This window comes from Gracilimonas sediminicola (genome assembly GCF_024320785.1).
GTDB lineage: Bacteria > Bacteroidota > Rhodothermia > Balneolales > Balneolaceae > Gracilimonas > Gracilimonas sediminicola.
In genome coordinates this window covers 1,317,300-1,336,971 of sequence record NZ_JANDBC010000001.1, presented here as the reverse complement: position 1 = coordinate 1,336,971, position 19,672 = coordinate 1,317,300, and the positions used below count along the sequence as shown (strand labels likewise).

The following is a 19,672-nucleotide window of genomic DNA, read 5'->3' as shown; positions in this document are numbered from 1 at the left end:
TTACTTGGGAGTTAAAGTGGCTACGGGTAATATCATCTCTTCCATTGAAGCCCCTCCATGCTGGAAGGTGTCCCGGTACCGGTTTTGATATTTGTGATAGTTGGTCGGATAAACAAAGTAATAATCCTCCCGGGCGATGATGTAATTATTCACAGCTCCTACTTTTGGCAGGCGGTACTGTTCCGGGTCATCCATAAAAACAACAGCATCGGATTCATCGGCTTTAAGGTTACGGCCATATTTGTACCGAAGATTGGTGGCGGTGTCTTTATCGCCATACACTTTTGTGTCACGCAATGCACGAACCGAACCGTGGTCGGTAGTAATGATCAGGGTGACATTCTCTTTGGCCAACCCTTTAAACATCTGCAACAATGAGGAATGCTGAAACCACGCTTCCGTCACCGAGCGAAAAGCCGATACATCGGGGGCTAATTCCTTAATCACGTCGGAGTCGGACCGGGAGTGAACCAGCGTATCCACAAAATTAAAAACAAAAGCAGCCAGCTTAGACTGAGCGTAGCTTCCAATTTTATCGGCTACTTTCCGTCCGGCCTCGGCATTCAAGATTTTCTCGTACTTAAATTTGATGTCGATGCCATCACGCTCCAGTTGTTTGCGTAACAACTCTTCTTCATGCCTGTTCAGGGAAGACTCATCCTGCCCCTGTTGCCATAATTCCGGATACATGCGTTCTATATCGGAAGGGTACAGTCCAGAGAAAATGGCATTTCGGGAATACGGGGTGGCCGTTGGTAAAATGGAGTAGTAGAAATCGGTATCAATGGAAAAATAGTTGGAAAGGAAAGGCTCGAATACCAGCCATTGGTCGTACCGCATGCAGTCGATCAGGAAAAACATCACTTTCTCACCTTTCTCCAGGTGCGGATTCACATACTTTTTAAAAATCTCCTGCGAAAGCAACGGCCGCCCCTCATCTTTTTTAACCCAGTCTTTGTACTCTTGGTTTACAAACCTCCCGAACTCCTTGTTGGCCTGCTGAAACTGATCATCCAAAACCTGAATGAGACCTTCGTCACCGGAGCCTAAATCAATCTGCCAGTTGGTTAGTTCTTTGTAGATGTCAATCCATTCTTTCCAGTGGGTGCCGGGGTGAATGCGAGATGAGAGCTCGTTGAACTGCTTCAGGTAGGTTTGAGCTGACTTTTCAGTTTGAATGCGGCTCCGTTCAAGCAAACGTTTTGTGGTCAGCAATATTTGGTTTGGGTTTACCGGCTTGATGAGGTAATCAGAGATCTTGCCGCCAATGGCATCTTCCATGATCGATTCTTCCTCACTTTTAGTAATCATCACCACGGGAAGAGAGGGCTGAATAGATTTGATTTTCTCGAGGGTTTCGATGCCGCCCATTCCCGGCATTTGCTCGTCCAGGTAAACGATATCAAACGGCTCTGAGGAAATCATGCTCACTGCATCATCTCCGTTGGCGACCGGAGTGATTTCGAATCCCTTTTTCTCTAAAAATATGATATGTGATTGCAGCTGATCGATCTCATCATCTGCCCAAAGTATTTTTGGCATGAAATAGTCTTCCTTTAGTTTTGCCACGAAATCTCAAAAACACGAAATGCATTAAATCCGCGCACTTCGTTCTTTATCTTTTGTACGTTCGTGTTTTAGTGGCGTTAATAATATTCAATCTATAAGTTTTATGTATGGGCGGATATTTTCCAGCCGCTTTTCACCGATGCCCTTTACATTAAGCAGTTCCTCTATGGAATCAAAACCACCATTGGCTTCTCTATATTCAATAATTCGGCCGGCATATGCTTCTCCTATGCCGTTGAGGGTTTGAAGTTCAGCGCTCGTTGCAGTATTCAGGTTAATGATTTTAAGGGATGCCGGTTCATCGTGTTCGGGTTCCTTTTCCATTTCTGTTTTCGTCTGCTCCACCTCTTCTGAAGTTGGGGTTTCACTAACTGTCAGCTGTGGATTATATTTTTGATCCAGCTCTTTTTGTTCCTGTCGAAGTTCCGCACTTCGCTTCTCAAACTCAGCGATGAGGGTATCATATTTTTCCTGGCTGTAGTTGAACGTTTTGGTAAGGAAAAAATTCACCGTAAAAAGCACAGCCAAAAGCACGAGTAGAACAGAAATGGAAATTCGCTCGCTTCTTGAAATCTGGAGTCGTTCTATCCAGAAGAATGCTTTACGTTTTAGGTCGTTGAATTTCATGTACTAATATGGCTGAGGCAGGACAAAAACTCAATAGAAATATTCAGAACAAACCCGCAGAACGGACAGCCTGTCCGTTCTATGGATTTAAAAACAAAATTGGTCTAATTCACAAATTAGCGCAAGCGTTCGCTTGTGCGGTTGGTAATCCAAACCTGTTTATAAAAGTCCAAGCGGACGCTTGAACTATTCATAATTCAGGAATTCATTCTGAACAAGTTTAGCACATCTAATTCTTCCCTTGTTTCCAAAGACAAGAAGTGGGAAGTTTAGAAAAATTTATTTCATGAGCGAACAAAACGTATTTACCTATCAGGACCAAAAAATTGCCTTCGAAAAAGTAGGCGAGGGAAAGCCGCTGGTGATTCTCCACGGCTGGGGAAGTAGCAAGCGTGTGATGATGCCGGTTGCCCGAAACCTGGCTCACCTTCGAACAAGTTATGTGTTGGATTTACCCGGCTTCGGTGATTCTCCCGAACCATCCCGGGCCTGGAATATTGATGACTACGCGGACACTGTTCAGGCATTTATAGTATCCCTTGGTGAAGAAAAAACAGATGTTTTGGTTCACTCCTTTGGCGGGCGGATTATGCTAAAGCTTTGTGCCCGAGACTTTGGGAAAGCTCACATCGATAAAGTTCTGATTACGGGCGGTGCCGGAATGAAGCCCAAGCGCTCAGTGAAATTTTACATCAGAAAGTACACGGCTAAAATTCTGAAAGCACCGTTTATGATTTTACCCGGTTCACTTCGAGAAAAAGCTCTGGGTTGGCTGCGGTCTACATCACTTTGGAAAAGCCTGGGTTCGAGCGATTACAGTAAGCTTTCCGGAGTTATGAGGGAGACTTTCGTGAAATCGGTGACGGAATACCTGGAATCTTCGTTACCAGAAATTCCGCATGAAGTGTTATTGCTATGGGGCAGAAATGATGATGCCACTCCGGTTTACCAGGGAGAGCGAATCGAGAAAGGAATTAAAAATGCAGCACTGGTAATTATCGAAGATGCCGGCCATTATGCCTTTCTGGACAAACCGAAACAATTTGCCCGAATTGCAGAGGCCTTTTTTAAAGGCTAAGGTATTCCGGCTTTTGCCGTCTTAAATATACCTCGTGCCAGATGATCTGCATTGGTACGTAAAAGTGGATAGCACTGAATCCTCCTGCCTCTAATACTGAGTGTAAGAGGCGGACTGCTCAAGCATTCAATTATAATAAAGTATCTTCTATTCCCGAATAGTTATAACTAAAGCGTATTATGATCCTGTATAGTTATAACAAAAATAGATTGTGTTCCTGAATAGTTATATATTTGGTGTAAATTATATCGTAAAAGGTTTAAGCCAATGATTGAAAGACAGTTAAAACAGTTGGTAAAAGAAAGATTATTCAGCGATAAGGCTGTTGTTTTGACTGGGCCAAGACAAGTGGGGAAAACGACACTTATCCACACCATTCTGGAAGATAAAGAATACACTGTCCGCTTTTTGGATGGAGACGATCCAACGGTGCGGAGATTACTGGACGAGCCTAACACTGAACAAATAAAACAATTAATCGGTGATGCAGAAATTGTATTTATCGATGAAGCTCAGCGGATGGGAACGATCGGTATAACGGCGAAAATAATTACCGATCAGTTCCCAGAAAAACAGCTCATTTTGAGTGGCTCATCAGCATTTGAATTAAATAGCAGTATTCAGGAACCTTTGACAGGTAGAAAATGGTCATTCAACTTGTTTCCAATAAGTTGGAAAGAATGGCAGGATCATGTTGGGTATTTGAAATCAGAGCAGGATTTAGAGAACAGATTGGTTTTCGGTTTCTATCCAGATGTATTGAATAATTCTGACCATCAATCGGAGGTGCTGGATGAATTAGTGGAAAGCTATCTGTATAAAGACATATTGAACTATGCCGGCATCCGAAAGCCAGAAGTGATACAGAAGGTAGTGCAGGCAATTTCATATCAGGTTGGGCAGGAAGTGGTTTATAAAGAAGTAGGGGATTTAGTAGGGTTAGATCCCAAAACGGTAGCAAGCTATATTGATATTTTAGAAAAAGCCTATGTCGTCTTTAGGTTACCAGCATATAGCCGGAATCTTCGAAATGAGATCAAGAAAAATCAGAAAATCTATTTCTACGATAATGGGGTTCGAAATGCGGTGATTCATGATTACGGAGTTTTTGCCACCCGAACTGATAAAGGAGCACTTTGGGAGAATTTTTTAATAAGTGAACGCCTCAAGCAACTGCGATATGCCAAAAATAAGTCGGACATGTATTTCTGGAGAACAAAACAGCATCAGGAAGTTGACTATGTTGAAGTATCGGGAAAGGCCATTTCGGGTTTTGAATTCAAATGGAATCCAAAAAGAAGTATTCGATTTCCAAAAACGTTCACCAAAAATTATTCGGAAGACGTGAAAGGAATTAATCGGGATAACTTTAGGGAATTTGTTTTACCTGATTTTTGAAACGTTCTATTTGAGCAATAGCGAACAACCGTGTTCAAATCTGAATAGTATCTTAATTACTATTTTGACCATCCCACAGGAAATTCCAACTCTCGCTTCACCCCAAGTTCCTCAATTTCCAATCCGGCGTTTAGCAAACTGATTCCGGCCTTCTGAGCTTTTTTACTACTTTTGTCACCGTGAGGTCCATAGATCGGATCGTCGATAATGGGATGTCCCCATTGCTCTAAATGCAGCCTGATTTGGTGAGTCCGGCCGGTTTTTGGCGTACATTTTACGATGGCTGAATCCTGGTTGCGCTTAAAAACTTCGAAATGGGTTATGGCTTCTTTGGCATGCTTCAATCCTAATTCACTTTCAAACACGAATCCTGTTTTTCGCCGCACGGGAGTGTCTACGGTCACGGTGTTTTCTTCGGGGTTTCCGGAGACCAGCGCGTAATAGGTTTTTTGAACTTTGGATTCACTGAAGCAGATCATCGCTTGTTGAGCGAAGGATTTGTTGCGGGCGAACAATACGAGTCCTGAGGTGACGGCATCCAGTCGGTGGACAATGCGTAGATTATTGAAGCCTTGCTCTTCAAGGATGGTGGTTAGCGAATTTTTGTTGTACCGCCCGCCGGGATGCATGGGCAATGGAGCCGGTTTGTAAACGATGAGGTAGTCATCGGCCTGCTCCAGAACTTGTACTTCATCCGGCACAGAAGGTTCAATCACATGCGGGTTATGATGATAAACCTCATCGTGCAGGGAAAGGATGTACTTTGCCTCAGCTGCCTCTCCATTCACTCCCACATGACCTTTATTGATTTTTGTCTTCCAGACATTTACCCCATGAAAGGGAAAGCGGGATAGCATTAAATCCAGCAAGGATTTTCCCTCAAATTCCGACTTTACCTTAAAACGGTAGGTAACAGGATAAGGCGGAACGATACGAACCGGGCGAAACGATGCAGCCATAATTATTTATCGGCAGCGCTTACTTCTCGTTCCTTGAAATCTTCTCCAAAGTAATTGTACCATTTTCTGAATGGCTTGAACGCATTTTCGGGATCGAAAGGGCGCTTATATTCACTTTGGCGACATTCTTCACTACAGCACCCTTCCATTTTCCGGGCCCCTTCTTCCGAGCAAACAAAAAGCTTATTGCACTCCATGTTCGCACAGTTGATGTAAGTGTCTGCAGGCTTGCCGGTAATTTCACAACGGGCAATGGGTTCCAGATCGTTGGGGTTTACGGGAACTACCAGCCGGTCGTCAAAGACAAAGCATTTGCCTTCAAAGTGCTTGCCTTCTTCTTCCTTGGCATATTTGAGAATTCCGCCGTGAAGCTGATTTACATCATCCCATCCCTCTTCCTTCATCAGCACGGAAAACTTCTCACAACGAATACCCCCGGTGCAGTACATCAATACTTTTTTGTCTTTAGGGATGTTGGCTTCTTCCAGCCATTTTGGAAAATCGTAGAAGTTGTCAACGTCAGGTGTAAGGGCGCCTTTAAAGTGCCCGATTTTGGATTCGTAATTATTACGAACGTCGATCATTACGTAGTCTTCCTGAGACTCCATCACTTTACGCCATTCGGCCGGGTCCAGATAGTTGCCTCCGTTTTCAGGATTTACATCATCTACATGAAGGGCAACAATTTCATCCCTTGTTTTACAGATAAGCTTGGCAAAGGGGATGTAATCACTTTCTTCCTGCTTAAACTCAGTGTCTTCAAAACCGGGTAGCGACCACAGGTAGTTCTTGTATTCTTCAATCTGTTGTTCGGTGCCGGCTGCCGTTCCGTTTATTCCCTCTTCCGAAATATAAATCCGCCCTTTCAGTTCAATTTCCTTGCAAAACTTCTTGTGGGCTTTACAAAAACGATCGGGATCTTCAATCGGCTCAAAATTATAATAAAGTATTACTTGGTACATTTTTTCTCTTAAATTGTAAGAACTGTAGATTTACAGCGTTCAACATTTGCGAACCCTAAAGTTAAGCAAAATCCAAACAATGCATAAGTATCGGGATCAAATTAAAAAGGGAGTAGTTGTCACTATTCTGGCTTTGTTGAGTATGCCTTCTGCATTGTTAGGACAAGCGAGGACTGACTCGCCTCGTCATCTTCTGGAAATCCAGCGGTCTTTTGCGGAAGGGGAAATGGATGTTGAAACTGCTGCTTTGGAACAGTTTAGGGTGCTATATGAATTTCCGGGAAACTCCCTTCACAAATGTGCCACCCCGGCCGAAATGTTTCTTCATGCCCACCGTGATCGTATTTCTCCCGATGCATTGGCAAAGATCGAATCCATACGGTCAGGTCATTCACCTTCCAAAAAGAAACAAGCGCTTGAAACTTATATATCGCCATCCGGGAAATTTGAGATTGTGTATGTAACCAGTGGCGACGACTCGGTTTCAGTTGAGGATAATGATGGAAATGGGGTGCCCGATTATGTGGATTTAGTAGCCGAATCAGCAGATTCTTCGTACCGGCACGAGGTCATTAATCTTGGCTTTAAAGATCCCATCCCGACCGGCACCACTTATACCATAGAGCTGGAAGACCTTTCTTACTATGGGGAAACCATTTTTCAGGGAGGTTCAGGCCCGGAAACCTATATAGTGATGGAAAATGATTTCGTGAATTTTCCACCTAATACTCACCCGCTGGGAAATCAGGTTGGGGCGGTATATGCAACTGTTGCCCATGAGCTGAAGCATGCCATTCAGTATGCTCAGAATGAATGGGCTTCTCCATCCGGGGCGTTTGACTGGGCTGAAATGGATGCCACTCTTTTTGAAGAAGTGGTGTACGACGACGTGAACGATTACTATAACTACATCAAAAATGGACTGAACTCTTCCGATCCTTATTCCGCCTCTATCTTTTTTGCTCCTGAAGACGGCACGCCCGGCGCGTATTGGCATGTAAGCTGGATGATTTTTTACAGTGAATATTTCGGGGACGAATTGTGGAGTGATGTCTGGCAAATGATAGAAGGGCAGAATAATCTGAGCATTGATGAAGTGTTGGTTGACCTGCTGCCGGATCGCGGAGAGGATTTTGAGACTTCTTTTGTTAGAAATCATCTTTGGCATTTTGCTTCGGGTTCGCGTGCGGGGCAGGACAATTACGGTTTTGGGGAGAAGTTGCAGTATCCCAATGCTAATCTTGAAGCCAAGTTTAATTCAGTACCTGAGGAAGCGGTAGAAGTGAACTTTATAAGACCTCTTGCCGCCCGTTATTTTGAAATTGAACCATCAGCCGGTGATGATGGCTTTATTGAAGTAGCCGTGGACTTCGACAGTACCCAGGTGGGATTAGGCGTTTTGCTATATATGAACAATGGTGAGATGAATGAACTGATCGCAACCGGAGAAAATAAATCTCAGGTATATGTGCCCACTGAAGTAACCTGGCAGGAAGTGGAAAAAATCGGAGTGGTGATAGCGAACTACAGCAACAGCGGCTCTACAAGAGAAATTCAATTACTGATTGGCAAAGAAGGCAATACCATCACGATTCGTGATCCGGAATATGCGGATTTACCCAAGTCGGTGAAAATTTATCAGAACTACCCCAACCCCTTCAACCCGGAAACCAATATCAATTTTGATCTCCCCCGATCTGCTTTTGTGGAACTGACGGTGTATGACATCACGGGAAGAAAAGTGCAGACGCTTACGGCTCAGGATTACCGGCTGGGTTCTTATTCCATTCCCTTTAACGCACAAGGACTGAGTTCGGGAGTGTACTTTTACCGGCTGAAAATTAATGATGAAGTTTTCACCAAAAAGATGACCTTGCTGAAATAGCCTTATTTGATAGCAGGTAAAATCTTGCCGGTTACTTCCCCAAAACCCACTTTAAATCCTTCACCCTGGGCAAAACCGCTCATGATTACTTCATCCCCGTCTTCCAGAAAAGACCGCCCTTCACCGGAAGGTAATGTAAGAGGATGAGTGCCGTTCCGGGTCAATTCAAGCATGCTACCGTAAGAATCGGCTTCAGGTCCGCTGATGGTGCCGGAGGCGTATAAATCTCCGGGTTTCACATTACATCCTGAAACGGTTTGGTGGGCCAGCTGCTGAGCCATAGTCCAGTATAAATGCTTAAAGTTAGTGGAGCAGATTCGATGGGGTTTACTTTGGTTTTCGGTTTTCAGAAACACATCCAGCTGAATATCGAAAGTGGTACGGTCGGGTTGATTCAGGTAATCAAGAGGTTTATGATCTTGCTGCGGGCATACAGTGCGGAAGGGCTCCAGAGCTTCCATCGTTATAATCCAAGGTGAGACGGAAGTGGCCCAGCTTTTAGCAAGAAAGGGCCCCAATGGCTGATATTCCCATTTCTGTATATCACGGGCGCTCCAGTCGTTCACCAACACCAAGCCGAAAATATGATCTTCCGCTTCCTGCACCGGAATATTGTGGCCCAGCTTATTTCCAGATCCGGTTAAAAATCCCATTTCGAGTTCAAAGTCCAGCTTTTGGGAAGGGCCAAATATCGGCTGATCGGTATTATCAGGTTTTGTTTGTCCTTTGGGGCGATGGATGTCCGTTCCGCTAAGAACAATAGAGCTTGCGCGCCCATGGTAACCAACCGGAAGGTGTTTCCAGTTTGGTAATAGAGCGTTATCCGGGTCGCGAAACATGGACCCAACGTTACGGGCGTGTTGTTCGGAGGAGTAAAAGTCGGTGTAATCCCCAATCTGCACCGGCATCACCAGGCGAACATCGTCTCTTTTTTTGAATACGCGTTGGCGAAGAAGGGCATCATCCCTGAGGGTTTCGTTGTTGGCATATAACAGGGATTGGAGGGTTTCCCTGGCTTCTGTCCATGCTGATTTTCCAAGGCTCATAAAGTAATTGAGGGTAGAGTCCTGAAAAGCGTACTGGTTATTCAGTACGGGTCCATCGAATAAGCCTTCTTCATCCAGTGCAAACAAATCAATGATATACTCACCAATTGCAGAACAAAGATGGATTTCGCCCTGTTCGGTTTCGTACGCCCCATAAGGGAGGTTTTGAATGGGAAAATGGGAATCGGCATCTACTTCGATAAAAGATTTGAGCATAACGGTTATCCGGTTTTCAGGCACTTTGATGATAGCGGATGATAAGCATCCTCAGGTAACAGTGAAATCGTTAACCCACATTGATTTACTAAAATCTGCTGAAAATTGCTTATTTCATTGTTTTAGCATTTATTCATGGATACTTGGTTTTCAAATTTAGTACATACTCATTATGACAAAGTCGGAGGTACTCAAACAATTAGCGGAAGAGCTTGAGCTCACGCAGACTGAGACGGAAGATCTGTATGATTCTTTTGTGGAAGGCCTGACCATGCTTCTTTCCAACGGCAAAGGGTTTACCCTTCCCGGTTTAGGCAGTTTTAAGTCGGAAGTGAGGGAAGAGCATAAGTCGTACAACCCTCATTATGAGCAAATGATGCTTATCCCCAAAAAACGAGTGGTGCACTACAGCCAAAGCAGCACACTGCGCGATCAAATAAATGAGGGTGAAGATGAGTAACAAAGTTACATATGGCGAGATTATTGAAGCCTTATCGCGGAAAACGGACTTCAGCAAACAGAAAAGTGAGGCCTTTGCAAAAGCGCTGATCTCCAGGGTAAAGCAGGAGCTGGAAGAAACAGGCAAAGCCTCTATCACCAATTTCGGAAGCTTTAAAGTTAAGGAAGTTGCTGAAAGGCAGGGGCAAAACCCCCAAACCGGAGAGCCGATTACCATTCCGGCACATAAACGGGTTTCGTTCACACCTTACAAAGCACTTAAGGAAGATGTGAATGCCAATTTTGCCCATTTGGAAACCGAATTACTTGGGGAGAAACCGGAAGAAAAAGACGAAGAATCCGATGAACCGAAAACTTCTTCCGAAGAAAAAAAGGAGCAGGAACCGGAAGAGAAAGTAAAAGAAACGATTTTTCAGTTTGACGATGAGCCCGAAGATGATTCGGAACCTGAAGACGACGAATTAGAAGAAGAGAAGGCAAAAGAAACTTCTGAGCAAGAGCCGGTTGAGGAAGATACTCGCGACGAGGATCCCTTTGCTTTTGATGTGCAGGAACCGGAAGAAGAACCGGAAGAAGCTGAACTGGATCCGGAGCCTGAACCTGAACCTGAATTAGAATCTCCTGCGGATAAACCCTTCATAAGAGAAGGAAAGAAAGAGGGTAATAACTTAGCTTTGATTATGATATTGGCAGCATTGCTGGCGGTAGCACTTGTATCGGTTTGGTGGTTCTTTTTGCGCACAGAGCCTACCAATATGCCCGCACAACAGGCTAAGGTTGAACAGCCCCGAGTACAACAGATACCCAATAATCAGTCTTCAGAAAGCGCAGAAAGTAATGAGACCGCTCAGGAAACTAACGAATCTGAAAAACTGCATAACCCCGTGCAGAGTGAAACACAAACTGCTGCTTCTTCCGGGACCGTGAAAGAAAAGTCTTCGGCTCCAACAGGTAAAACAAGTACTTCTACCTATATGGTAAAGAAAGACGAATGGTATTGGGTGATCGGAAAGAAAGTATATGGAAAGTCACAGTTCTGGCCGCTTATTTATCAGGCGAATTTCACAATGGATACTCACCCTGATTCGCTGGAGGATAATACCTCCTTACAGGTTCCAGCTCTGGAAGGAACGGCAGCCAACCCAAGCAAAGCCGATTACCGCCGTCTGGCGGAAGCTTCGCAAATGGTATCGGATGCGTATAAAAAGTTCGGCTTGAACGAGAAGGCCGGGGAGTATGCGCGCTTCGCAAAAAAGTGGCAAGGCCTGGGGAGCTGATCTTCAGGTAAGGTAATCGGGTTTATGTCATCGTTATCAGATCAAGTAAAATGGAGTCAGCGATTTTGAGTCCTTCTTTTGTCAGGTGAATTCGTTCTCCGGTTTCCGCTCTTCCGTTTTCTTCCAGCTTTTGAAGGTAACGTAACTGCCGGTCATTGAACTCAAAGTGGTAGGTGCTTTTCAGTTTCTTCTTTTCAAGCCCCTTTTTGGTTCTGAGCCCCAGCATCAGTCGCTCTTCGGCTAAGTCTGCCAGGTTTAACTCTTCGCGTTCCGATTGTTCTTTCCAGTCTCCGTTAAGGTAAGCATTCAGGTTGCTGCGGTTTTTCCAGCGGGTTGCTGATGCTTGATCTTCATTCCACCAAAACGAATGGGCTCCGGGTCCGAGCCCCAGGTAATTTTCATGGCTCCAGTAGTTGGAATTGTGAACCGCTTCGCTGCCCGGTTTAGCATAGTTGCTCACTTCATATTGTTGAATGCCGGCTGCTGCAAGTTTATCAACAACCAGATCAAAATGGTCGGAAACGGTATCGTCTTCAGGGGGAGTGATGCGGCCCAACTTAACCTGTTTTCCCAGTCGGGTTTGAGGTTCTATAGTCAGTGAATAAGCCGAAATATGTGGAGGGTTAAACTCAAGAATGGTATCCAGATCCTGTTCCAGTATTTCCAAAGATTGTCCGGGATTGCCATAGATTACATCAACCGTAAAAACCTTGAACTCAGATGCTTCCAGTATCTCCAGGCATTTCATCGCTTCTTCGGAAGTATGTGCCCGGTTCATGAACTTTAGCAGCTCCGGGTTGAAGGACTGAATACCCATGCTTGCACGATTTATACCGGCAGACTTCAATCCCGATAAATACTCCCGGCTCACGTCATCGGGATTCATTTCCAGGGTAATTTCCTTAAGGTCGGTGTCAAAAACATCCCGGATGGCATCGAGAATAGCATTCACCTGCTCAGCTGTTAATAGTGATGGAGTACCGCCACCAAAGTAGATGGATCGGACGGGTTCTTCGGTAAACACCGAATCCTTTTTAGCGTGAATTTCCCGGATAAGTTCATCCACAAAATCCTGCTTATTCTGCTGCCGGGTTACGAAATAAAAATCGCAGTACGAGCAGGCCTGTTTACAAAAGGGAATGTGGATATAAAGGCCGCTCATTCTGAAATTCTGAATTAGAAGTTATGGATTTTGAATGGGTTTCATTCAAAATCTATAATTCAACATTTTCAATTACTTGGTATAAAAAGGGTTTTTGTCGTATGTGTCTTTCTGTTGATAGGCCCGGGAATATTTAATATAGTTGGTTGCGTATTTGGGGATGGATGCGATTTCCTCATCCGTCAGTTTACGTGCAGCTTTAGCCGGTGAGCCCATATACATATATCCGCTTTCGAGGGTTTTGCCGGGAGGCACGAGGGTTCCGGCTGCCACAATCACGTCGGGCTCAATGGTAACCTCATCAAGGATGGTGGCGTTGATGCCGATCAGTACGCGGTCTTTGATGGTACATCCGTGAACAACCGCTCCATGACCGATAGTCACTTTATTGCCGATAATCGTCGGGCCGGTCTGATTCATCACATGGATACATACATTATCCTGAACATTACTCTGGTCCCCAATCTGAATGAAATTGACATCCCCGCGGATCGTCACGTTGAACCAAACACTGCTTTCTTTCCCCAGGGTCACATCACCGATTATATCAGCGCTTGGGGCCACAAAAGCCGTATCATCAAATTTCGGAGAACGTTTCAGGAATTCGTAAATCATGGGAGATATGGTGAGGTTTGTGTTTTCAGAAAGGTATGAATATCCAATAGCCAATATCCAACAAGGAATGATGAATTAAGGTTGCCTGAATATTAGACAGTCACCTCACCTCTTTTTCATATTTTGTTTTGCCGTAGTAATGCTGGTGAAAAAAATAGAGATTAGTTCATCACATTCATTAAGCGTGCCAATAGCTTTCTGGTTTTTAATCAACGGTTTTTCCAAGATAATCGTCAGCGTTATGTAGGATTCTCTCAGCTCTTTCAGGCCGATTTTCATTTTGTGAACAAAGTCCTTTCTTGATTCAGCTGCCTGTGCTTCTCCGTAAAGTAAAGCTGGCGCTGTGCCGGAACGGACTAATTGCTTCTTAAAATGGGTTCCTGTATATGTTTTTGGAAGGAGTTCTACAATTTCCATTATCGAAATTGCAAAGTTTATTAGACGTCTTTGCAGGTCAAATATTTGGTTCTTCATGATCGTGAACTTTTATGTGATTATAGTTAAGGAAATATTCAATGATCAATATCCAACACTCAATTTTCAGATGGAAATCCGTTGGATATTGGAGATTCATTATTCCGTGTTGGGCGTTGAAAAATGTACATTCAAAACAGCTGCTCACTTTTCAGGCTGGTGTAGTTGTATCCGGCAATAATCAGGTGATCTTCAACGGGGATGGAAAACAACTTGCCACATTCTGCCAGTCGCTTGGTGAGCTGGACATCCGCACTCGATGCTTTATTCCGCCCGGAGGGGTGATTGTGGACAAGGATAATGGATTCAGCTTCATTCAGTACAGCCTGTCGCATTACTTCAGCCGGGTCCACAATGGTGGCTGTTTTACCTCCGGTACTGATTTTCTGATAGCCGGTCAGAATTTTCGCATTATTCAGAAATCCTACGACAAAGGTTTCTTTGGAGAGATGCCGGAGTTTAGGGGCAAAATAGGCGTTGGCGTCTTCGGGGGAGGTTATTTGAACTTCTTCTCCCAGTCCCGCTACTTCAATTCTGCGCGCCAGCTCAAAGGCGGCTTCCAGCGTGATGGCTTTGACCTTCGCTATTCCAGGAATCACTTTAAGTGCCTGCCAGTTTTTGCGGGAAAGATTATGAAGTCCGTCAAATTGGGTGAGCAGAGCCTTGGCGGTTTCTATTACGTTTAACTTGCGGGTTCCGGTCCGGATCAGGATGGCTAACAGTTCGGAGTCGGAAAGGGAGTCGGCGCCGTAGCGCATCAGTTTTTCCCGTGGTTGTTCATCCGGCTGCATATCTTTGACCGTCCGGCTGTGGAAGTGCTCGATCGAAAAGGATTCTTCATGTGACATATCGCTCTGTTGGTTTTATTCATTTTACAGTTAGAGCGATTTGAAGACCATTCCTTACAGATTAATTTTAAGTGTTAGTGTGTTTAGGTTTTAGTGTGTTAAAGTGTCCATGTTAACACTTTAACACACTAACACGTTACCTACTCACCCTCAGAATACTCCAAAATATCTCCCGGCTGACAATCGAGGGCTTCGCAAATAGCTTCAAGGGTGGAAAAGCGAATGGCTTTGGCTTTGCCGGTTTTAAGGATGGAAAGGTTCGACATGGTGATGCCCACTTCTTCTGAGAGCTCGGTAAGGCTCATCTTCCGCTTGGCCAGCATCACATCAAGGTTTACGATTATGGCCATGGTTACACCGTTAGTTTTTGTTCTTCATAAATGCGGGCGCCTTCTTTGAACACATATCCCAGGACGATGTTGAAAATACCAGCGAGCAAGAAGTCTTTACCAAACATATCCAGCGAAGTGATGTCAATACCATCCGGAAGTGACAAATTGCTTAAAAGAGGCAGGGAAATAAAATGCCCCATATTCAAAAACTGAAAAGAAATATTGATGAGCGAAGAGATAATAAGCGTCCAGCCAATCATATATAAGTAAGAGGGGTTTTTGGCGTGAAAGGGATCCCCTTCGGCGACGTTTCTCAATACTTTTGAGAACAGAAATAGCATGAGAAAGAACACGGCATTTTCATACAGTTTCAGTCCATTAAAAAAGTAAAAACCACCTTTCACTTCCTCATAAGGCCCGGAAATTTGTAAATCTGAAGTCATTCTTTCGGGAATATTCAGCCGGATATTGTCTAATTCTATATCGTTGTATTCTTCAAATTGCCGGAGCTCAAGGTTAACGGAGACATCCCTTATCACAATATGGTTGCCGGAAAGTTGGGCGAATGAAATGAATAGCTCCAAAGCTACACTGATGATGATCAGCCAATATCCGATTTGGCATATATAAAGCAGTAAATAAGCGAGCGACCAGTCTTTTCTGAGTTTCATAACAGATCATTTAATTTCAATCCGCTTTTAACAAAAGAAATAAATTTTTGAAAAGCAATAACTATTTATTGATAAGCAATAAATAATTGCCGAATAAAGGAAAATGGGTGGTGTCGAAGTCAGGTTGGAGGGTTCAATCCATGATTCCCCGGGTTAGGACAGGTTGCTGACTGTTTATTTGTAAATAAATGTAACAAAAAACAATCTGTTGACTCTTTTAGAATGTGCGTAATTGTAGTAAAAAAACAAATAATTATTTGCATGTAACTGTAATAAAAATATTACTATAATGAAAAAATTAACATTTATTCCAGTACCGATTGTGGCCTTTCTACTAATGATTGGTCTTATAGCCTGCGAAACTAACAGCACTTCCACTTTGACGAACAATCATGAGTTCAGTGGGGATATGAATGTACCAGAACTTTCAGCGCTTGAAACCAATACAGAGCCAAGCTCAGCAGAATTTACTTTAGAGGCAAGTTACTCCGCTTCAGATATTGATCTGAATGCAGATAATATTAATACCTCCGAACATTTGCTCTTTGATGTGTATTCATCAAATCAACTGAGTGTAACGGGTAACCTTTCTATTACTACCGGAACCGAAAGTACAATCGACGATCCGTTTAAAATAAATCCAGTAATCCAGACCTACAAAAATATGCCCAGTAGTATTCGTTATGACGGATATTCGTCGCTGCAATATACGCTGAATGGCTCTAATTACTCGACTGCATTATCTGCGGACGAAAAAAACATTCTGTTTGAGATACAGCAGGAATTAGACATTGTACAATCATATGGGAGTGGAGAAGATAGACCCGGACAATTACTTAAAAGTTCAAACAATTCTAATACTCCTGAAAATGAAAAACCTTTAGAGGCTATGGACGACGGAGAGATAAAAAAGTGGCTGAAAGACAAAGGATACAAAGTTAAAGAATTAGGCAACCGCCGTTTCGAAGTCATATATAAGTATAAGGAAGATACTCCGTCAAAAATGATGAGCATTGCGAGCATATTTGATGCCAACACCGGTAGGATGGAACCAAATTTTACTGCTTCTAAAGATGGAAAAGAAATTGCCAGAAATGCTGCTAAAAAGGATGGTAACTCAAAGGCAGTAAAAATGAAGCGGGGTGATGAAGGTTATTTATTGCTCCAGACCACCCCCAAAAAGCAACATAATTAGGAGGTACATCATGAAAAATTTTATGTTAGTGTTGGTCCTATTAGCAGGCTTTTCAGTAGCCGGATTTAGCCAGTCGAATACAGTGTCATTCATACATGGACTGGGAGACAACTATACGATTTGGAATAACATGGCAGGGCAACTGTCATCTGAATTTGTTTTTTATCGGGATAATGTATCCTATAATTCTGCTAATGCTGTAAGTAGTACAGCTTCTAGTGTCTATATTCCTTCCGGTACTGTTACTTTGGCTCATAGCCTTGGAGGGCTTGTAGCACGAGAACACCTGCGACAAAAAGGAACAGGAAAAATGAATGCACTCATTACGGTGGGAACCCCCAATTTGGGTGCTCCTGCTGCAGTAAATGTTCAAAACGGGAACCTGGCTAATGTTATCGCTGGTTGGGTGGAAGATGTTGCTGCCGGACCGATAGCTTCATTTGGGTCAGTGTATGGCCGTGATTTTGGAAGGGCTGTACTAAGTGAAATTGGTTATATAGACCAGCTTACCGGGCCTTATATTAATGCTCGTTTACAAACTGCGTATGGACAAAAAGCTTCAGTTAGCGATATGAGGCCTGGGAGCTCCTTCCTCAATACCCTGAATGCCTCCCCAAACAATACTCTGCCGACTGCTCGCTATGCAATTTTTGGGAATGAATCAGGATCCAGGTACGAATATGTACGCATTTCTGAATCAGCGTACAGAGGTCCGGAGTCTCCTATTGAAAATGGTACTTTTATAAAAGCGCATCGATATCTGTATTCATTTTACTTTGCAGCTGCTTCTTACTACACATATTTATCTGGAGAGTATTTTTATCTATATCTTACATCGAATACATATGACCCTAATCACTTCTTCTATTACAATAGTGCTGTTTATTTTGCCACGATAGCCCAGCAGTGGTACAAAGGCTTTCTTTCATTGGTGTATTTTCAACAGCGAGATTGGGATAAATATGTAGTGGGTGCTAACTATTATTCAGGAACTATATGCGGTAACATAGGTCAGAATTGTAAAGACACAAATGATGGACTATTAACCGCTGTAACGCAGGCTCCTTCCTTTTTTGAAAGATTCGGAGATAACACTGTTAGGCGTTTAGAAGCAAGAGGAGCCAATCACCTCGAAGAAACGGCACACCCGGCAGTGAAACAACGGCTCTTTGAGATATTTAGAAATGATGATGTTAGCATCCCAGAAGTTAAAAAGCCATTATATGTAAATATCAGTGGTCCGAGACTGGTGAGTGGTGGCGAGTCGGCCTATTTCTCCAGCAGTGTCTCCAATGCAGGGGGTTCAGTTAGCTATCAGTGGCATTATCGCAGAGATCAGGGTAGTTCTTGGGTGAGTGTAGGTAATGGTACCACATTGCAACAAATCTTTTATGCTGCTCCAGATGGGGAAACGGCACGTGCAGCTGTAAAACTAGTAGTTAGCAGTGCCGGAGAAACGGCAATCGACATCCATTATGTAGATGTATCGGGGTGTGAATCCGAGTCATTCTCTTTCGACTCTAAAGTTAGTCCCTGTTTACAATAATTATCCGATACCGGCTGGGAACCTCGCCAGCCAGCCGGTATTAAATTGAATATCATTATTACATAATCGTTATGAATGTGTAATACATAATAAGTTTGGAGAACCTAATTTTTCTAGCTGAAATCGAAGATGAACTACCACTATTTTATAATCAATCTATTTATGTGTGCAGCCCTGCTTTCATCCTGTGAGCTGTTTGGCGGTCGCGATACCGGTCCCGAAGGGGGTGAGGTGGTCTGGAACTTGAAAAACTCAACCGATCGGTTGGTGAGTACACAGCCGCTAATAGAGGATGGGGCCGTATATTTTATTCAGGATACACAGCTGAAAGCCTACAGTCTGAATAAAGGAAAGCGCCTCTGGAGTGTTAACACCAGTAACGGAAATTTCTCTCGGGCGATCCTTTCAAGTGAAAACACGCTATACCTTGATGAGGGATTCAATATCAAAGCCGTATCCAAATCAACCGGAAGGATTATATGGAGCAATCCGGTAACCCAGGATGCTACTGAGTTTTCCGGTATGGGAGGCCCTGTGATGAGCCAAGACCAGGAGCACCTGTATGCCGGTCGCCGGGGTTACGTTCTGCAGCTGCGCAAGAGCGACGGAGCGATTACCCGCCGCTACTCTATCGACCGGCTGGTTCCTGAGGGGGTAAGCCAGGGAGCAACTGAACCCGTTTACTCCCCGTTTGGAGATGGGATGTTATACGTGCCCGGTTCGTCATTTGACCGTACTATCCCCGGAGAAGAACGATATCGGGGAAACTTATTTGCCTTCGAGGCCGCAACCGGGGAGTTGATTTGGGAGCTTCCGGTGGAGTTTCCTATAGATGATATCAGAACTGAACAGCCGGGGGATTCGGTGTTGGTTAGCCCGCCCATATATGATATTGAGGTTACGGAGTCGGCCATTGTGTTACTTCAGGGCAAAGCCATTGTGTCGGTTGACCGGGAAAAGGGAGCAATTAACTGGGTGAATAATTTTTTTGACAGCGGGTTTGATGTGGGCCTGGCTGTAGATGCCGAGGCTATTTATGCCGCCTCTGTTGGTACCAATGCCCATAAACTGGATCTTACAACCGGTGAGGAACTCTGGCGAAAGGATATTTTCTATTCCAACACCAGTATTCCAACAGTGCAAAACGGCCGGTTATATTTTACGAACTCGGGGGGCGGAGATATCTGGGTGCTGGATACTTCCACCGGAAAGGTCATTTACAACAAGCTACCCCCGGGCTATCAAACTGACAGCCACGACATTTATATCTCCTCGCTGGGGGTGGGCGAAGGCTACATGGTGAATGTGGGCAGCAAAGCGGTCTACTGCCTGAAGGTGCCTTAAGGGTTTAAG

At 44.0% G+C, this 19,672-nt stretch carries 19 protein-coding genes; 8 read left to right on the top strand and 11 right to left on the bottom strand.

The features are described 5' to 3' along the window. Together porX and NM125_RS05990 are read right to left on the bottom strand one after the other, a co-directional pair. Positions 1-1,569 (bottom strand): T9SS response regulator signal transducer PorX, encoded by a 1,569-nt coding sequence (gene porX / locus NM125_RS05995; protein ID WP_255133783.1) that lies wholly within the window; start codon positions 1,567-1,569, stop codon positions 1-3. A gap of 87 nt (positions 1,570-1,656) precedes the next feature. Next, positions 1,657-2,196 (bottom strand): ComEA family DNA-binding protein, encoded by a 540-nt coding sequence (locus tag NM125_RS05990; protein WP_255133782.1) that lies wholly within the window; start codon positions 2,194-2,196, stop codon positions 1,657-1,659. Between the two features lie 286 nt (positions 2,197-2,482). On the opposite strand from NM125_RS05990, the gene NM125_RS05985 reads away from it, so the two are divergent. Both NM125_RS05985 and NM125_RS05980 read left to right on the top strand, forming a co-directional pair. Beyond that, positions 2,483-3,274 (top strand): alpha/beta fold hydrolase, encoded by a 792-nt coding sequence (locus tag NM125_RS05985; RefSeq protein ID WP_255133780.1) that lies wholly within the window; start codon positions 2,483-2,485, stop codon positions 3,272-3,274. Between the two features lie 267 nt (positions 3,275-3,541). After that, entirely contained in the window at positions 3,542-4,672 is a 1,131-nt protein-coding gene (locus tag NM125_RS05980; protein WP_255133778.1) for an ATP-binding protein, read from the top strand. A gap of 59 nt (positions 4,673-4,731) precedes the next feature. Here NM125_RS05980 and NM125_RS05975 read toward each other — a convergent pair whose 3' ends face one another. Both NM125_RS05975 and trhO read right to left on the bottom strand, forming a co-directional pair. Continuing rightward, complete coding sequence (locus tag NM125_RS05975) at positions 4,732-5,631, bottom strand: pseudouridine synthase (protein ID WP_255133776.1); 900 nt, start codon at positions 5,629-5,631, stop codon at positions 4,732-4,734. A 2-nt stretch (positions 5,632-5,633) separates the two neighbouring features. Further along, a complete protein-coding gene (trhO, locus tag NM125_RS05970) occupies positions 5,634-6,593 on the bottom strand; it encodes an oxygen-dependent tRNA uridine(34) hydroxylase TrhO (RefSeq protein ID WP_255133774.1) in 960 nt (319 codons plus the stop codon). Positions 6,594-6,672: 79 nt separating this feature from the next. Here trhO and NM125_RS05965 point away from each other — a divergent pair, with 79 nt between their 5' ends. Further along, positions 6,673-8,478 (top strand): T9SS type A sorting domain-containing protein, encoded by a 1,806-nt coding sequence (locus NM125_RS05965; protein ID WP_255133772.1) that lies wholly within the window; start codon positions 6,673-6,675, stop codon positions 8,476-8,478. Positions 8,479-8,480: 2 nt separating this feature from the next. Here the strand turns inward: NM125_RS05965 and fahA are convergent, their stop codons facing one another. Continuing rightward, on the bottom strand, positions 8,481-9,740 hold the full coding sequence (fahA, locus tag NM125_RS05960; RefSeq protein ID WP_255133770.1) for a fumarylacetoacetase: 1,260 nt from the start codon (positions 9,738-9,740) through the stop codon (positions 8,481-8,483). Positions 9,741-9,912: 172 nt separating this feature from the next. On the opposite strand from fahA, the gene NM125_RS05955 reads away from it, so the two are divergent. Both NM125_RS05955 and NM125_RS05950 read left to right on the top strand, forming a co-directional pair. Then, complete coding sequence (locus tag NM125_RS05955; protein ID WP_255133768.1) at positions 9,913-10,200, top strand: HU family DNA-binding protein; 288 nt, start codon at positions 9,913-9,915, stop codon at positions 10,198-10,200. Further along, on the top strand, positions 10,193-11,476 hold the full coding sequence (locus NM125_RS05950) for an HU family DNA-binding protein (protein ID WP_255133766.1): 1,284 nt from the start codon (positions 10,193-10,195) through the stop codon (positions 11,474-11,476). Before NM125_RS05955 ends, NM125_RS05950 begins: the two co-directional genes overlap by 8 nt. A 22-nt stretch (positions 11,477-11,498) precedes the next feature. On the opposite strand, the gene hemW is transcribed toward NM125_RS05950, so the two are convergent. The 6 genes from hemW to NM125_RS05920 form a co-directional block, all read right to left on the bottom strand. Beyond that, positions 11,499-12,638 carry a radical SAM family heme chaperone HemW gene (gene hemW / locus NM125_RS05945; protein WP_255133765.1) on the bottom strand — a complete coding sequence of 380 codons (1,140 nt, stop codon included), beginning with the start codon at positions 12,636-12,638 and terminating at the stop codon, positions 11,499-11,501. A gap of 72 nt (positions 12,639-12,710) precedes the next feature. Further along, entirely contained in the window at positions 12,711-13,253 is a 543-nt protein-coding gene (locus NM125_RS05940) for a gamma carbonic anhydrase family protein (protein WP_255133763.1), read from the bottom strand. A 105-nt stretch (positions 13,254-13,358) separates the two neighbouring features. Beyond that, positions 13,359-13,727, bottom strand: coding sequence for a four helix bundle protein (locus NM125_RS05935; protein ID WP_255133760.1), 369 nt, complete (start codon positions 13,725-13,727; stop codon positions 13,359-13,361). A gap of 131 nt (positions 13,728-13,858) precedes the next feature. Beyond that, positions 13,859-14,575 (bottom strand): RadC family protein, encoded by a 717-nt coding sequence (gene radC / locus NM125_RS05930; protein WP_255133758.1) that lies wholly within the window; start codon positions 14,573-14,575, stop codon positions 13,859-13,861. 140 nt (positions 14,576-14,715) lie between these two features. Then, positions 14,716-14,925, bottom strand: a complete 210-nt coding sequence (locus NM125_RS05925) for a helix-turn-helix domain-containing protein (RefSeq protein WP_255133756.1) — start codon at positions 14,923-14,925, stop codon at positions 14,716-14,718. Between the two features lie 2 nt (positions 14,926-14,927). After that, positions 14,928-15,578, bottom strand: coding sequence for a DUF2975 domain-containing protein (locus tag NM125_RS05920; protein WP_255133755.1), 651 nt, complete (start codon positions 15,576-15,578; stop codon positions 14,928-14,930). A 289-nt stretch (positions 15,579-15,867) separates the two neighbouring features. Here NM125_RS05920 and NM125_RS05915 point away from each other — a divergent pair, with 289 nt between their 5' ends. The 3 genes from NM125_RS05915 (at position 15,868) to NM125_RS05905 (ending at position 19,663) form a co-directional block, all read left to right on the top strand. Continuing rightward, the gene (locus NM125_RS05915; protein WP_255133753.1) at positions 15,868-16,773 is read left to right on the top strand and encodes a hypothetical protein; all 906 of its coding nucleotides are present in this window, start codon (positions 15,868-15,870) and stop codon (positions 16,771-16,773) included. A gap of 82 nt (positions 16,774-16,855) precedes the next feature. Continuing rightward, entirely contained in the window at positions 16,856-18,319 is a 1,464-nt protein-coding gene (locus NM125_RS05910) for an esterase/lipase family protein (RefSeq protein WP_255133751.1), read from the top strand. 129 nt (positions 18,320-18,448) lie between these two features. Further along, positions 18,449-19,663, top strand: a complete 1,215-nt coding sequence (locus tag NM125_RS05905; RefSeq protein WP_255133749.1) for an outer membrane protein assembly factor BamB family protein — start codon at positions 18,449-18,451, stop codon at positions 19,661-19,663. Positions 19,664-19,672: the final 9 nt, after the last annotated feature.

Bases quoted from the DNA above. Each gene is read 5' to 3' on its own strand.
- NM125_RS05990 (WP_255133782.1), bottom strand. From the start codon at position 2,196: ATGAAATTCAACGACCTAAAACGTAAAGCATTCTTCTGGATAGAACGA.
- NM125_RS05985 (WP_255133780.1), top strand. From the start codon at position 2,483: ATGAGCGAACAAAACGTATTTACCTATCAGGACCAAAAAATTGCCTTC.
- NM125_RS05980 (WP_255133778.1), top strand. From the start codon at position 3,542: ATGATTGAAAGACAGTTAAAACAGTTGGTAAAAGAAAGATTATTCAGC.
- NM125_RS05975 (WP_255133776.1), bottom strand. From the start codon at position 5,631: ATGGCTGCATCGTTTCGCCCGGTTCGTATCGTTCCGCCTTATCCTGTT.
- trhO (WP_255133774.1), bottom strand. From the start codon at position 6,593: ATGTACCAAGTAATACTTTATTATAATTTTGAGCCGATTGAAGATCCC.
- NM125_RS05965 (WP_255133772.1), top strand. From the start codon at position 6,673: ATGCATAAGTATCGGGATCAAATTAAAAAGGGAGTAGTTGTCACTATT.
- fahA (WP_255133770.1), bottom strand. From the start codon at position 9,740: ATGCTCAAATCTTTTATCGAAGTAGATGCCGATTCCCATTTTCCCATT.
- NM125_RS05955 (WP_255133768.1), top strand. From the start codon at position 9,913: ATGACAAAGTCGGAGGTACTCAAACAATTAGCGGAAGAGCTTGAGCTC.
- NM125_RS05950 (WP_255133766.1), top strand. From the start codon at position 10,193: ATGAGTAACAAAGTTACATATGGCGAGATTATTGAAGCCTTATCGCGG.
- hemW (WP_255133765.1), bottom strand. From the start codon at position 12,638: ATGAGCGGCCTTTATATCCACATTCCCTTTTGTAAACAGGCCTGCTCG.
- NM125_RS05940 (WP_255133763.1), bottom strand. From the start codon at position 13,253: ATGATTTACGAATTCCTGAAACGTTCTCCGAAATTTGATGATACGGCT.
- NM125_RS05935 (WP_255133760.1), bottom strand. From the start codon at position 13,727: ATGAAGAACCAAATATTTGACCTGCAAAGACGTCTAATAAACTTTGCA.
- radC (WP_255133758.1), bottom strand. From the start codon at position 14,575: ATGTCACATGAAGAATCCTTTTCGATCGAGCACTTCCACAGCCGGACG.
- NM125_RS05925 (WP_255133756.1), bottom strand. From the start codon at position 14,925: ATGGCCATAATCGTAAACCTTGATGTGATGCTGGCCAAGCGGAAGATG.
- NM125_RS05920 (WP_255133755.1), bottom strand. From the start codon at position 15,578: ATGAAACTCAGAAAAGACTGGTCGCTCGCTTATTTACTGCTTTATATA.
- NM125_RS05915 (WP_255133753.1), top strand. From the start codon at position 15,868: ATGAAAAAATTAACATTTATTCCAGTACCGATTGTGGCCTTTCTACTA.
- NM125_RS05905 (WP_255133749.1), top strand. From the start codon at position 18,449: ATGAACTACCACTATTTTATAATCAATCTATTTATGTGTGCAGCCCTG.